Source organism: Flagellatimonas centrodinii, assembly GCF_016918765.2.
In the GTDB taxonomy this organism is placed as follows: domain Bacteria; phylum Pseudomonadota; class Gammaproteobacteria; order Nevskiales; family Nevskiaceae; genus Polycyclovorans; species Polycyclovorans centrodinii.
This window is the reverse complement of sequence record NZ_CP092104.1, coordinates 2,493,331-2,507,973: the sequence shown is the minus strand read 5'-3', so window position 1 is coordinate 2,507,973 and position 14,643 is coordinate 2,493,331. Positions and strand designations below refer to the sequence as shown.

The window sequence follows — 14,643 nt, the reverse complement described above, 5'->3', positions numbered from 1 at the left end:
GTGGGGGCGCGTTCAGGATGCAGGCCGCATCGAACCGCGCTTGACGGTCGCCCCGAACTGCTGCTGCAGCGCCTGCAGCGTCGGGTCGGCCTGCAGGCGAGCTTCGACCTGCTGCTGCTGTTCAGTCAGCCGCTGGGCCTCCCGCTTTGCCGGTGTATCAGCCAAGGGCGCCGGGGCCGGCGTGACCTGGACCGTCACCGGGCTTCCACGCGCGGCGCTCAGCGCCTCACCGAGGGCACGGCAGCGATCGTCGCTCAGCAGATGCGCTGCGCCGGGATCCAGACTCAAATGCAGCACACCATCGGCTTCAGACAGCACACAGCAGTTTCGGGCCAGGCCTTTGGTGAAGGCCTCGAGGCCGAGGCGTTCCACTTGAACTTCCCACGGCTGACCGCTGACCATTGAGGCCACCCGGCCACTTGAAGCGCGCGTCGGGGACCCGACGGCATCATCGACCGCATCCGTCGGCGGCGGCGGTGGAACCGCGGGTGACGGCCGGGTGGCGGCCGGCCGGTCGGACGCTGCAGAAGGCGCGGACCCGGCTGGGCGCGCTGCCGCTGCCGGCGCGGCACGGCGGCCGCCGGCGTTGCCGGCCGGGAGCCCTTCGCCAGCATCTGGCCGGAAGGCCAGCATCCGCAACACGGTCATCTCGAAACCGATTCGCGGGTCGGGGCTCCAGGTAAGGTCACGTCGTCCCAGCACCACGATCTGATAGTAAAGCTGAAGCGTTTCCGGGTCAGTGGTCTCTGCCAACGCCAGCAATTCGGCTTCATCATCGTCGCTGCGGGCCTGGGGCAACAGCTGCACCACCGCCATACGCTGCAGGACCAGCGCCATTTCGTCGAGCAAGGCCGCGTAGTCAGGTGCCAGCGCCTCGAGATGACCGAACTGGGCAGCCAAGGTGTCGCGGTCATCAGACACCAGCGCCTGCAACAGTGGCCACAGCACGGCACGAGTGGCGGTGCCCAGCAAGGCGTCAACCGCGTCACCCTGCACCGCCGCGCCGCCGGCGAAGGCGATGGCCTGATCCAGCAATGAGAGGCCATCACGCATCGAGCCGTCGGCCGCACGGGCAATCGCCCCCAACGCAGCCGCCTCGGCCTCGACGCCCTCGGCTTCGGCAATCTGCGACAGCTGCTGGCGGATCAGGGCTACCGGCATGCGGCGCAGGCCGAACTGCAGGCAACGCGACAGTACCGTCACCGGCAGCTTCTGCGGGTCGGTGGTGGCGAGAATGAACTTGACGTGCGGCGGCGGCTCCTCCAGCGTCTTCAGCAGCGCGTTGAAGGCGCCCTTCGACAGCATGTGAACCTCGTCGATCAGGTACACCTTGTAGCGGCTGCGGGCCGGCGCGTACTGACTGTTCTCGATGATCTCGCGGATGTTGTCGACGCCGGTGTTGCTGGCGGCATCAATTTCCAGCATGTCAACCGAGCGGCCCTCGTCGATCTCCTTGCAGCTGCTGCAGATGCCGCAGGGCTGTGCCGACACGCCGGTCTCACAGTTGAGGCCCTTGGAGATGATGCGCGCCAGCGTGGTCTTGCCGACACCGCGGGTACCGGTCAGCAGAATCGCCGGATGCAACCGGTCCTGGTTGAGCGCATGGGTCAGCGCCTGTACCACGGGGGCCTGCCCGAGCACATCCTCGAACCGACGGGGCCGCCATTTGCGGGCGAGCGCGAGATAGCTCATGCCGGAAGTCTCTTCAGCGGTCTGCAAAATGAGTTGGCCCGCGTCAGCTGACTCCGGCACCCGGTATTGCCGCTACCGTTGCTCCCTTCCGGGCCTGGCGGGTTTCACGGCTCACCGTCGCGGAGGGCCGACGCGGACCAGGGACAAGTGTGCCTGAAATCGGGCCCGAAATGGGGTTATGGACCACCCTCACTGCGGCGGCTTTCACGCGCGGCGATCTGTTCGCGGGCGGTCAATGCAACCTTGTTGCGCAGATAGCAGGGCTGCAGTGCAGCGGCGTCCTGCCCCTCCCCTGCCTGCAGCCGCAGGGTTGCCAGACGCAGGGCCTGCCGCGCATCGGGCAAGGCGTCTGCATCGACCCGCTGCAGCGGTACCCCCCACGACGAAACCAGGGTGTCGGCATAGGCCGCGAACCCGCTGCCGACACCGACCCAGGCCAGCGCGTCGGGTGCAGCGGGCGCGGCTGGCAGGGCGGCCGGCAGACAAACGCTGGGCGCGAGGTGTGGCACCCAGTCGACCCCCTGCCGAACCCAGGCGGCGGCATAGACCGCTGCCAGGCGGGCATCGATCACCGTCAACACGGCATCGGCGTTGGCGCCTTCCGCCAGCATTTCCAGCGACGTGACGCCGATCAGCGGAATATCGGTTACCAGTGCCATCCCCTTGGCGAAGCTGACACCGATGCGTACCCCGGCGAAGCTGCCGGGGCCGATACCACAGGCAATGCCGTCGAGATCGGCGACCCGCAGGCCGGCCTCGGCCAGCAGCGCGCCAACCATGGCCGGCAGCCGTCGCGTGTGGTCGCGCCCGATGACTTCATGGCGATGCAGGACGCCCGCCGGGGTCTGCAAGGCGGCCGAACAGGCATCGGTGGCGGTATCGAGGGCCAGCAGCTTCACAGCGTCGCCACCCATTCCAGTGCAGCCTCGACGCCGTCAAGCTGCGGCATCGCCGGCAGGCTGGCGAGCACGCGCCGGCCGTAGGGCTTGCTGCGCAGACGCGGGTCGCAGAGCACCAGCAGGCCGCGATCTTCGACATCGCGGATCAACCGCCCGACCCCCTGGCGCAGGGTCATGATGGCCTCGGGCAGCTGATGATCATTGAACGGATTGCGCCCCTGCGCCCGCAAGGCCTGCAGCCGCGCATCGAATACCGGGTCGCCCGGCGCCGCGAACGGCAGCTTGTCGATCACCACCACCCGCAGCGCCCGGCCACGCACATCCACGCCTTCCCAGAAGCTGCTGGTGCCCACCAGCACGGCGTTGCCATCATCCGCGAACTGTTGCAGCAACTGGGCACGGTCCGCTTCGCCCTGCACCAACAGGGTGTGCCGCAGCCGCGGCCGCAACCAGGCGGCAATCTGCGACAGCGCACGACGGCTGGTGCAGAGAAAGAAGATCCCGCCGTTGCTGGCCTCCAGCAAGGGCAGGCAGGCCTCCGCCACCGCCTGTGGATGATGGGCCTGCCCGGGGTCGGGCAGGCCCTCCGGTAGCCACAGGCGCGCCTGCTGCATGAAGTCGAACGGGGACTCCAGCGCCAAACCGGTGTCGGGGTCGAGGCCCAGTTGCCCGGCGAAGTGGTCGAAGCGTCCGCCCGCCGCCAACGTCGCCGAGGTCAGCACCCAGGCGCCCGGGTAGGTCTCCAGCATCTTCCGAAACCCGTCGGCCACCACGATGGGCGTGGCATTGAGGCTGCCGCCACGGGCCAGCGGCTCCACCCAGCGCACCTGCGCCTCGCCACGGCCGTCGAGGATGGCGTCCATCCGCTCGCTCACATCCAGCGCCCGCGCCACCGCGGCCGCCAGCTCGGCATTTCGCTCTTCCACCGGCGCCAGTTGCGCCAGTAGGCCGGACAGCTCCTGTCGCAACGCCGCCAGGGCCTCGGTCACGCCGGGCAGCGCCAGAAACTGGGTCAGCGTCGCGCGCTGGTTCATCCGCACGAAGCAAGCTTCCAACGGTGCGCAGGCCGCCTCCAACCGATCCGCCGCCTGGCGCAGGTCGGGGAGATCCCCGAGGGTGTCGGTTTCGGAGGCGATATCGCGGGCCAGATCCCGCAGCTGGCGGGTGGACAGACGCTGCCCGAAGAACTGGGCGGCCAGCGCCGGCAGTTGATGTGCCTCGTCAATGACCACCGCATCGACTCCGCTCAGCAGCTGGCCGAAGCCCTCCTGCTTGAGTACGTAGTCGGCAAACAGCAGGTGGTGATTGACCACCAGCAACTCGGCGCCCTGGGCCTGTCGTCGGGCCTTGACCACAAAGCAGTCGTTGTAATCCTCGCAGCGGCTGCCGAGACAGTTCTCGGCGGTCGAGGTGATCTGCCGGGCCAGGGCGTCGTCGTCGCCACGGGCCCCGAGATCCGCGAGGTCACCGTCGGCGGTCTGACGTGACCAGCGCGCCACCTCGTCCAGGGCTCGCCAATGCGTCCGCGCTGCCGGGTTGTCGCGGGCCCGCTTCATCCGGTGCAGGCACAGATAGTTGGCGCGGCCCTTCAGCAGCGCGGTACGGACCGGCACACCGAGCGCCTCGACCAGGCGCGGCAGGTCGCGCCGATAGAGCTGGTCCTGCAGGTTCTTGGTGCCGGTGGAGACCAGCACCCGCTGGCCCGATGCCAGTGCCGGGGCGAGGTAGGCGTAGGTCTTGCCGGTCCCGGTGCCGGCCTCGATCATCACCGTGCTGGCATTGGAAAACGCCTGCGCGACCGCCTCGGCCATGGCCAGCTGCGCCGGCCGCGGCGAGAACCCCGGCAGCCGGGCCGCCAGCACGCCATCGGGCCCGAGCCATTCCGCCGCCTGGCTCACTCGCGCGGCAGCCCCGCCTGCAGCTCCTCGACACGGGCTTGCGCCTGCAGGCTGCCACCGGCATCGCCTCGGCCACTGCGGGCAGCGGCGATCACCCGCCAGTTCTGCACCTGAACAAAGGGGTTGCCGCGCGCCATGCTGTTCGACCGTTGCGCCAGTGCTTCGGCCTGATCGTAATTGCCCTGGTCAATGTAAACCGCCGCCAGGCTCGACCAGACAAAGGCATTGCGCGGCTCGATACGCGCCGCCCGCTCGAGACTGGCGGCGGCGTCATCGGGGCGCTGGGCGGCGCGACTGGCCTCCGCTTGCGCCATCAACGCCTGAACCGCCGGACCGCTCACGGCCTTGGCGTCGCGCGGCCAGTCGGGCTGCGCTGAGTCACCCTGCCCATCCGGCAGGCCGTAGGGCGGCAACGCAGTCGGCGGCGCCGAGGGCACCGAAACCGGACCTTGGTCGGCGGGCGGCTGATCGGTCGGCGCAGCCGGGGGCGTCGGGTACGGCCAGATCGGCTCACGCACTCCACTTGCGGTCTGGCATCCGGTCACGAACAACACGGCCACCAGTGCGGCGATACGAAACGGCATGGTCGGGTCATCGAGGAAGAGGACGTCCATTGTACCCGCGCGCGCGGCGAAGCCGCCCCGAACGGGCGCCTGCGGCGATCCCTGCTAGTCGAGACCGGGACGCTGGAACAGGTTCATGAACCAGTCCAGGGGCGTCGCCGGGACAGCCGCGCGGGCACAAGGCGCCCACTCGGCCGGCGGATGACCACTGAGAAACGGGACCGACACCGGACTTGCGCAGCCCTCATCGGCACGCAGTCCGCTGACCGGGTCAATCAGCAGGTTCTCCACGCTCGCCGGTTGCAGAGGATCACGCGGCTGCACATCCATTCCGCGCATCACCCCGGCCCAGATCGGCAAAGCGCCCGAGGAGCCCGACAGCCCCACACTCTTGTTGTCGTCACGGCCGACCCAGATCACGGCGACCCGGTCGCCGCCGAAGCCGGCGAACCAGGCATCGCGGAAATCGTCGGTGGTGCCGGACTTGCCGGCCAGCGTCACCGCACCCGACACCTGGTTGTAGGCGGCCCGCCCAGTGCCGAACAGCATCACCTGCTCCAGGGCCCAGTTGAGCAGGTAGACCGGCCCCTCCGGCAACGCCTGCCGAACCTTCAGCGGATACCGTTTGAGCGGCTGACCCTCATCATCGAGCACTTCGCGAATGGCCGACAGGGGCGCCTGGAAACCACCGGCCGCGAGCGTCGCGTACATCTGGGCGACATCCACCGGTGCAATGTCGATGGCGCCGAGGAACAGCGACGGCAACGGCGTGGCATCGCCGGGATAACCGGCGGCCTTGAGGGTCTTCATCACCTCGGCCTCGCCCACCTGCAGACCCAGATTCACGGTCGGCAGGTTGTACGAGTGGGCCAAGGCGGCGTAGAGCGGTTGGGGGCCGTGGAGTTTCTTGTCGTAGTTCTGTGGCCGCCAGATCGGCCCGTGCGCCATCTTCACTTCGACCGGCTCGTCTGCAAGCCAGCTGTAGAGGTTGAACCGCTCGGGTCGGCTGAGCGCGGTGAGATAGACGAACGGCTTGATCAATGAGCCAACCGACCGCCGCGCATCCAGAGCACGATTGAAGCCGGGGTAGCGAACCCTGCGTCCGCCCACCAGCGCCAGCACTTCACCCCCCTCGACGTTGGTGACTACACCGGCCGCCTCCAGTACACCGTCTTCCATCTTCCGGTTGCGCTCGATCTCGGGCAGGCGGCTGACAATCTGGCCTTCCAGCACTTCCTGATCCCGCGGGTTGAGCGTGGTGAAGATCCGCAGCCCTTCGCGGGTCAGGTCGTCCTCTTCGTATTGCAGGCGCAACTGTCGCTTCACCAGGTCGACGAAGGCTGGGTAGCGCTCGACGCCGCCATCGCGACCACCGGCGATGTCGAGCGGCTGGGCCACCGCGGCGACATAGGTCGGCTCGTCAATCAGGCCGTCCTCGGCGAACACTCGCAGCACCAGGTTGCGGCGCTCCAGGGCGCGTTCCGGATTGCGCCGCGGGTTGTAGAACGACGGCCCCTTGACCAGGCCGACCAGCAGTGCGATCTCGTGCGGCATCAACTCCGCGAGGGGCTTGTTGAAATAGAACTTGGCACCGAGTCCGAAGCCGTTGACCGAGCGGCCGCCATCCTGCCCGAGGTTCACTTCGTTGAGGTAGGCCTCGAGAATCTCGTCCTTCTCGTAGTGGGCCTCGAGCAGCAGCGCCATGAAGGCTTCGTTGATCTTGCGGGTCCAGGTCTGGCGGTGGTCGAGAAAGAAGTTCTTGACCAGCTGCTGGGTCACCGTGGACCCACCCTGCACGACGCGCCCAGCTTTGAAGTTGGCAATCGAGGCGCGCAGGATGCCTTTGAGGCTGATCCCGGAATGGCGGTAAAAGCCGCGATCCTCGACCGCCATCAACCCGTCAGGCAGCAAGGTCGGCACATCCTGCAAACGCACCAGCACGCGGTCCTCGCCCTGCTGAGGATAGATACTGCCGATCAGCATCGGGTCGAGCCGGGCGAGGCTCATCGGCGCACCGGTTTCGGCGCTGGACAGCCCGCTCAGGGTCTTGCCGGTGAACTGCACGATCATCGGCAGCGCCGGCTGCTCACCGTCCCAAAAGTCGAAACCGCGTGCATGGACGTCGACCCGGCCGCCCTGCCGCTGCACGAAGGTGCCGGGGCCCTCCAGCGTGGTCAGGGCGCGGTAACCGAGGCGCTGCAGTTCATGAATCAGGCCGTCGGCATCCATCCGTGCGCCGGGGTAAAGCTCGAGCGGCGCCGCATAGACCTGCGCCGGCAAGGCCCATCGGGCGCCGGCGAAGCGGGTGCGGATCTCGCCATCGAGCCGAACCAGATACGCGGTAAGCAACAAACCGCCAACGCAAAGCGCCAGCAGCGACACCGACAGGGCGATCCACAGCAGACGGCGGCGGAGTGAGGGACGCGACGCGCCCCGGGAGCGACGGGAGGCCATAGAGCGCGAGTGTAGTGGAAGGCGGCCGGCACGGCACTGCCACCGGCCGACGGCAGCGACCGTTATTCGGTCTTGCGGACTGCCTTCTCCATGGCGTCGACCGAAACATGGCGGACATCCTTGCCCTTGACGAAATAAATGACGTGTTCGGCGATGTTCTTGGCGTGGTCACCGATTCGCTCAAGCGCCCGCACCGACCACACGATGTCCATCACCCGCCGGATCGTGCGCGGATCTTCCATCATGAAGGTGATGCACTGCCGCATCACCGCCTCGTATTCGCGATCGATGACCTGATCCTCGCGCGCAACGGCCAGGGCAGCGTCGGTATCCATACGGGCCAGGGCATCGAGTGCGTCACGCACCATTTGCGAAACATGCCGCGACAGGTGCTGCACCTCCAGCATGCCGTGCCCGAGCCGCTCCTGCTTGGACAGGTCAAGCGCCATGCGCGCGATCTTTTCGCTCTCATCGCCGATACGCTCAAGGTCGGTAATGACCTTGGTCACCGCCAGCACCAGCCGCAGGTCGCTGGCGGTCGGCTGCCGCCGCGCCAACACCCGGGAACACTCCTCGTCGATCACCACTTCCAGCTGGTTGACCTTGCTGTCGTTCTTGATCACCGAACTGGCAAGGTCGCTATCGAGGTCGATCAGGGCGCGCGTGGCGTCGACAATCTGCTGCTCGACCATGCCCCCCATCGCCAATACCCGCTGACGGATATCCTCCAGTTCGGCGTTGAACTGGCTGGAGATGTGCTGCTTGTAGGCGGGTGTGGTCATGACGAAAGTCTCTGATGGATCGTGCTGCGGACTGTGCGATGCTGATGATGGCGCGCAGTGCCATCATCAGCCATACCGCCCCGTGATGTAGTCCTCGGTCTGCTTCTTCTGCGGCTTGGTGAACACCTGGTCGGTATTGCCGACTTCAACCAGATTGCCGACGTACATGAACGCGGTGTAGTCGGAAACCCGCGCCGCCTGCTGCATGTTGTGGGTAACGATGACGATGGTGTAATCGCGCTTGAGGTCGTTGATCAGCTCCTCGACCTTGAGCGTGGAAATCGGGTCCAGCGCCGAGCAGGGTTCGTCGAGCAGGATCACTTCGGGCTGGATGGCGATGGCGCGGGCAATGACCAGTCGCTGTTGCTGCCCGCCGGACAGGCCCAGTGCCGACTGGTCGAGCCGGTCCTTGACCTCGTCCCACAGGGCGGCGCCACGCAAGGCCCATTCCACCGTTTCATCGAGTGTTCGCTTCTTGTCGACGCCGCCTAGACGCAGCCCGTATGCGACGTTTTCATAGATCGACTTGGGAAACGGATTGGCCTTCTGGAACACCATGCCGACCCGACGACGCAACATGGCAACATCGACATCGCGATCAAAAATATTCTTGTCATGCAGGCGGATCTGGCCCCCGATGCGACAGTCGTCCACCAGGTCATTCATGCGATTGAAGCACCGCAACAGGGTCGACTTGCCGCAGCCTGAGGGGCCGATGAAGGCGGTCACCTTCTTTTCCGGTATCTGCAGGTTGACCCCCTTCAGGGCATGGTTGTCGCCGTAATGGAGGTTGAGATCTTCCACCGCCAGAGCAATGGTTTCCTGATCCATCGCCGTGGGTTCGCGTGAGCGGCTGAGGGCGTCGACGTCAATCCCCTGGGTCAGGGGCGTCTTGTTCTGGGTTCCGGTCATGTTTTCGTTGTCCAAGACTCTTGCCTCGTGTCGGGGCGGGAGGTCAGTTGTCCAGCGCTTTATAGCGCTCGCGCAACCGGTTGCGGATCATCACCGCCGTGAGGTTCAACACCATGATCACCACCACCAGCAGGAAGGAGGTCGCGTAAACCAGCGGCCGCGCGGCCTCCACGTTGGGGCTCTGGAAGCCCACATCATAGATATGAAACCCGAGATGCATGAACTTGCGGTCGAGATGCAGGAACGGGAAATTGAAGTCCAGCGGCAGATTCGGCGCCAGCTTGACCACGCCGACCAGCATCAGCGGCGCCACTTCACCGGCAGCGCGGGCGATGGCGAGAATGAGTCCGGTCATCATGGCCGGGCTGGCCATCGGCAGCACCACCCGCCACAAGGTTTCTGCCTTGGTGGCGCCCAGTGCAAGCGAGGCTTCGCGAAGATGCCGGGGGATGCGCGCCAGCCCTTCTTCGGTGGCGACGATCACCACCGGCAATGTGAGGATCGCCAAGGTCAACGAAGCCCAGAGAATACCGGGCGTTCCGAACACCGGGGCCGGCGCTGCTTCGGGGTAGAGCAGCCGGTCGATATTGCCGCCGACCAGATAGACGAAGAAGCCGAGCCCGAACATGCCGTAGACGATGGAAGGCACACCGGCAAGATTGTTCACGGCAATGCGGATGATGCGGGTCAGCGTGCCCTGTTTGGCGTACTCGCGCAGATACAGGGCGGCGAGGATACCGAACGGGGTCACGAAGACCGACATCAACAGCACCATCAGCACCGTGCCGAAGATCGCCGGAAAAATGCCGCCTTCGGTATTGGCCTCGCGCGGCTGGGTGCTGACGAACTCCCACAGCTTGGCAAACCAGAATCCGACCTTCTGCAACACATTCATCGCATTCGGACGATGCCCATGCAGTACCTTCGACAGCGGCATGGTCAGTGAACGGCCATCTACGGTCCGGAGCTGCAGCTGGTCGCGGCCCAGCGCCTGATACAGGGCCGTACGCTGCTGACTGATCTCCGCGTACTCGGCATCGAGCGCTGTCCGCTGCGCGTCCAGCTCGGTGTACGCACCCGGGTCGGCGTCGCGACTGCGGCCATCCAACGCCAACCGACGCTCGGTCAGGCGCAGCCGCTCCAGCTCGTAATTGATACGACCAATGCGACCCCGCTCGATATCGTGGATCTGGTCACGTAGATCGTTGGCCCGCTTCTGCGCACCACGGTAGGCCGTCCAAGCCTCCTCGCCCGCAAGCGTCTGACCGTCAACCACCACGGCATCGAGAAAGCCGTGGAAGTTGCCCCACTCTGTGCGCTCGAGGACGACCACATCACGCGGATAGCTGCGCTCGACCAGCCAATCCGACAGCACGTAGCGAAAATCAACCCCAAGCAGATCGCGGTTCCCCACCTTCAACAGCAGACGGTCATACAGCGCCTGGTCGGCGTCGACCGGCAAACCTGCATTGAGCAGACGGGCGACGGTCACTTCTTCCTCGCTGCGAATCTCGGCCAGCACCACCTCGGCGCTTCGTTCCGGAGGCTGGTACGCGGCCTGCACCATGTCCGCCGGCCAGAAATGCCCCATGCCACGGACCATGATCAGGACCAACAGCGCCACGGTGATGATGATGCTGGCCGCCACCGCCGAGCCGGTCAGCCAGACATAGGGCTGACCGGACTTGACGTAGGCACTGACGCTTGCAGTATCACGCGCCACCAGGGCGTCGCGGCTCGATCGGGGAGTCGGGTCGGTCATGGCGGAGCGTCAGATGGAGGCGTACTTCTGTCGCAACCGCTGGCGCACGATCTCCGCCAGCGTGTTGAACAGGAAGGTGAACAGGAACAGCGCCAGCCCAGCCAGGAACAACAGCCGGAAATGGGTACTGCCGACTTCGGATTCCGGCATTTCAACCGCAATGTTGGCGGACATGGTGCGCAAGCCTTCAAACATGCTGAAGTCCATCACCGCGGTATTGCCGGTGGCCATGAGCACGATCATGGTTTCGCCTACGGCGCGGCCGGTGCCGATCATCACGGCCGAGAATATGCCGGGGCTGGCGGTCGGCAGCACGACGCCGATCAGGGTCTGCCAGGGCGTGGCCCCCAACGCCAGCGAGCCCAGCGACAACTGTTTGGGCACGCTGAAGATAGCGTCCTCGGTGATCGAGTAGATGGTGGGGATCACCGCCACCCCCATGGCGATGCCGACCACCAGGGCATTGCGCTGGTCATAGCCGATCCCCAGCGTGTGGTCCATCCAGCTCTGCATATTGCCGCCAAAAGCCAGGGCCTCGATCGGCTTGGCGACGACGAAGCACAACCAGACGATGACACTCACGACCGGGATCAACAGGCCGGCCTCCCATCCTGGCGGTACGCGAAGGCGGATTGAACGCGGCATCCGCATCCAGAGATAGCCGAACAGCGGGATCGACAACGGCAGCAGCACCAGGGTCAGAAATACCCCGGGGAGATTCGATTCGACAAACGGGGCCAACCACAACCCGGCAAGAAATCCGAGAATCACGGTCGGCAGAGCTTCCATCAGCTCGATGGTGGGCTTGACCGCCTGACGCATCTCCGAGGACATGAAGTTGGCCGTGTAGATCGCCCCGAGTATCGCCATCGGAATGGCAAACAGCATGGCGTAAAAAGCGGCCTTGAGGGTCCCGAACGCCAGCGGCGTCAAACTGAACTTGGGTTCGAAGTCACTGCTCGCGGCTGACGACTGCCATAACCACCGCGGCTCGTCATAGCCCTCGTACCAGACCTTCTGCCAGAGCGCACTGAACGACACTTCGGGGTGCTCGTTGTGCACGTCGAATCCCTGGAAGCTGCCGTCGGCGCCCAACGCCATCAGAAAATTGGCGCGCGAGTTGAACACCAACGCTTCGATCGGTGCATCCAGCAGTTTGCCCGACCACACCTCATCACCGGCGGTGCCGTGCAGGAACACGGCCTCGCCAGCACTATCGCCGACCGCGATTGTGCGGCGGCGCATCTCCACGCCGAGGGTGGTAATCCGATCATTGCCGAAGGCCTTGATGTCGCGCACCCGGGCCAAGTAGTAACGGCCATCGTCGCGGCGCGCGGGAAACCACTGACTGATGTTGCCGTCAGCCTGTGCCGCGACCACCGAGATGCCGCCGGCCAAATGACTGAGGTCTCGCAAGGCGCCCCCAACCTCGACCGTGTCCACCAACGTCGGCTCGGCGCCCCGCAGCGACAGCAGGGCGATCCGCCCCGTCGCATCGTTGGCGACGTACAGCCATCCGATCAGCGGATCCAGCAGGACCCGATCAGCCGCGAACGGGAGAGTTACCGAGGTCAGCGGCTGCGCCGCCAATGTACTGTCGCCAAACAGCGAGGACTGGACCGAATACCGCCGCAACGCCACCGAGGCCGAGCCGTCGACTGCCGCCAAAACCATCTGGCCGTTAGCCATGCGTACCGCCAACGATCGCCCGCCGGTCGCCGTAAAGGCCAACGGGGCCTCGCCATACGGGAACGCCAGACTCGGCGTGATCATCCGCCGCTGTTGCGGATCGAACCGCACGGCATATTTCTGTTGCACCAGCACCACATCGCCATCAGTGCGCTGCACGGCCAGTAGAGCGTCCTCGCGATTCACATCGGTTACCGCCGACACCCGCGCACCCGCCATCGGCAGGGCCTGCGATGCCAGCGGTTCACCATTGTCGAGATTGAAGAACTGACCGGCTCCGGCCTCGGTCAACCGGAACCCGACCTCGCCCTGCTCTTCGGCCGCCAAATAGACGGTGGTACCGCCTCCAGGCAATGTCATCGGCGCCCGCGGCGTGACGGTGGCGCCCCCGAACAGGGGCATCACCTCGGACACCAGATAAAAGAAGATCAGCATCAAGGCGCCGATCACACCGAGACCCCCACCCCAGACGACCCATCTGGCGACACTGTCACGCAGGTAGCGGGTTCGCATCTGCGCCGACTTGCCGCCCACGATGGAGCGCTCGGACGACGCCACCGGCCCGGCATCCACAGCGTCAGACATGGACAGAAGCCCTCCGCCCACAACGGTGAGGGAATGCCAGCCTGAACAGCGCGAAAGTCGATGCAGGTGCCATACCGGGCTCTCGGATCAGAAGTGCAGCTGCGCGCGAACCGCGAGCTGGTCAAGCTCTGCGCTGGTGCGGGCACCGGGCGCGCCGACGTCGAATTCGCCGTGGGTGAGATTGACCATGAAGCGCAGTTGCGGGTTGACGTAGTAATTGGCGCCGACGGTGATCGAGGTGGCTTCCGGGGCCTCAGGGCTGTCGCTATTCTCGATGTTGTCGTAACGCGCGGTCAGTTCCAGCGCCCCTCCATCACTGGGCTTGAGGGCGGCGAAAACCCCCTTGTCAGCCTTGTAGGCCTTGCGCAGGTGGCTGAAGTTGTAAGCGATCATCACGTATTTGGCAGCCACGTCCTGGTCGCTGCCGCCGGCGCCCTGCCCCAGCCGCTGCCAGGCATGTTCGGCCTGCAGGAAGAAGGCGCCGATCGACGCCGCCAGCTCCAGCCCCAACGTCGATGCCGATTCACCCGGCGCCACTGATCCAATGGTGCCGCTTTGCAATGGATCGCTGGATACGTTGGAACGTCGGCCAGCAAAGCCGACTCGCGTGGTCACGCCAACATTGGCGGGATTCTGCGATGTGTTGTCGACACTGTAGGACCCGCCGAAATGCAATGTGCCGCGGTTGTCGACCAGCGGTGAGGCGTAGGTACCACGGGCGGCGAAACCAACCCCTTCGTTGCGAGTGCTGTCATCGTTGCGCAGGGTGTAGGCCGATGCGCCCAGCGTATAGCGACCGTCCTTGCGGCCGACGAGATAGCCCACGCCCTGCTGGAACTGACGACCGTTGTAGACACCACTGGCAGAGGTCGACGGCCGTTCCATCATCAGCAGTTCGTTCGATGAGGTCAGCTCGTCCATGCCGCGATAGGGCTTGAACTGGCCGAGGGTCAGGAATCCCGGTCCGATGCTGCGGCCGATCCACAGTTCGCGCTCGTCGACATCCGAACCCGCGAACTCTTCCTCGAACTTGAAGGCCCATCCATATGCCTGGCCACTGAGGCTCAGGCGCGCCCGCCGGAACTCGGTGCCGCTGGACTGTCCGCTTGCCCGCGGAACCTCGACACCGTCAATTTCCGGCTCGGAGAAGAGATAGCCGTCGAAGTGAATGCGCCCGCCCAGTTGGAAGGCGAAATTGCCGTCCTCGGAGGCAATCGACAGCCCCCCTTTGGTCGAAACGGTCTGCGCCGAGGCGGACGTCGCTGCCAGCAAGCCGGCGGTCCCCAGGAGCGTCAGCGCTGCAGAAAAGGTCTTTTTCATTGTTGATTGCACCCTTGATTGCGGTCATCGGCTGCAGCACGTCACGGCCCGGGAGCGACCCCGGATCGCGGCGTGCTACGCCAACGA

Annotated in this window: 10 protein-coding genes and 1 other RNA gene; all 11 read right to left on the bottom strand. The window is 65.6% G+C overall.

The genetic code is table 11. The annotated features are described in order from the left end of the window. Positions 1 to 12: 12 nt before the first annotated feature. The 11 genes from dnaX to JN531_RS11765 all read right to left on the bottom strand — a co-directional run bounded on the left by dnaX (position 13) and on the right by JN531_RS11765 (position 14,556). Positions 13 to 1,692, bottom strand: a complete 1,680-nt coding sequence (dnaX, locus tag JN531_RS11815; protein ID WP_228349062.1) for a DNA polymerase III subunit gamma/tau — start codon at positions 1,690 to 1,692, stop codon at positions 13 to 15. Between the two features lie 37 nt (positions 1,693 to 1,729). Then, positions 1,730 to 1,826: signal recognition particle sRNA small type (ffs, locus tag JN531_RS11810), an RNA gene on the bottom strand. Positions 1,827 to 1,868: 42 nt separating this feature from the next. Next, positions 1,869 to 2,606, bottom strand: a complete 738-nt coding sequence (gene tsaB / locus JN531_RS11805) for a tRNA (adenosine(37)-N6)-threonylcarbamoyltransferase complex dimerization subunit type 1 TsaB (RefSeq protein ID WP_228349061.1) — start codon at positions 2,604 to 2,606, stop codon at positions 1,869 to 1,871. After that, positions 2,588 to 4,489 (bottom strand): DNA repair helicase YoaA, encoded by a 1,902-nt coding sequence (gene yoaA, locus JN531_RS11800; RefSeq protein WP_228349060.1) that lies wholly within the window; start codon positions 4,487 to 4,489, stop codon positions 2,588 to 2,590. Before yoaA ends, tsaB begins: the two co-directional genes overlap by 19 nt. Continuing rightward, on the bottom strand, positions 4,486 to 5,103 hold the full coding sequence (locus JN531_RS11795; RefSeq protein WP_228349059.1) for a tetratricopeptide repeat protein: 618 nt from the start codon (positions 5,101 to 5,103) through the stop codon (positions 4,486 to 4,488). The genes yoaA and JN531_RS11795 overlap by 4 nt, the downstream gene beginning before the upstream one ends. A 54-nt stretch (positions 5,104 to 5,157) precedes the next feature. After that, on the bottom strand, positions 5,158 to 7,506 hold the full coding sequence (gene mrcB / locus JN531_RS11790) for a penicillin-binding protein 1B (protein WP_228349058.1): 2,349 nt from the start codon (positions 7,504 to 7,506) through the stop codon (positions 5,158 to 5,160). 62 nt (positions 7,507 to 7,568) lie between these two features. Beyond that, positions 7,569 to 8,288, bottom strand: a complete 720-nt coding sequence (phoU, locus tag JN531_RS11785) for a phosphate signaling complex protein PhoU (RefSeq protein ID WP_228349057.1) — start codon at positions 8,286 to 8,288, stop codon at positions 7,569 to 7,571. Between the two features lie 66 nt (positions 8,289 to 8,354). Beyond that, positions 8,355 to 9,200, bottom strand: coding sequence for a phosphate ABC transporter ATP-binding protein PstB (gene pstB, locus JN531_RS11780; RefSeq protein ID WP_366522377.1), 846 nt, complete (start codon positions 9,198 to 9,200; stop codon positions 8,355 to 8,357). Positions 9,201 to 9,243: 43 nt separating this feature from the next. Beyond that, positions 9,244 to 10,962 (bottom strand): phosphate ABC transporter permease PstA, encoded by a 1,719-nt coding sequence (gene pstA, locus JN531_RS11775; RefSeq protein ID WP_228349056.1) that lies wholly within the window; start codon positions 10,960 to 10,962, stop codon positions 9,244 to 9,246. A 9-nt stretch (positions 10,963 to 10,971) separates the two neighbouring features. Then, positions 10,972 to 13,236 carry an ABC transporter permease subunit gene (locus tag JN531_RS11770; RefSeq protein WP_228349055.1) on the bottom strand — a complete coding sequence of 755 codons (2,265 nt, stop codon included), beginning with the start codon at positions 13,234 to 13,236 and terminating at the stop codon, positions 10,972 to 10,974. An 87-nt stretch (positions 13,237 to 13,323) separates the two neighbouring features. After that, on the bottom strand, positions 13,324 to 14,556 hold the full coding sequence (locus tag JN531_RS11765) for an OprO/OprP family phosphate-selective porin (RefSeq protein WP_228349054.1): 1,233 nt from the start codon (positions 14,554 to 14,556) through the stop codon (positions 13,324 to 13,326). Between the last annotated feature and the right edge of the window lie 87 nt (positions 14,557 to 14,643).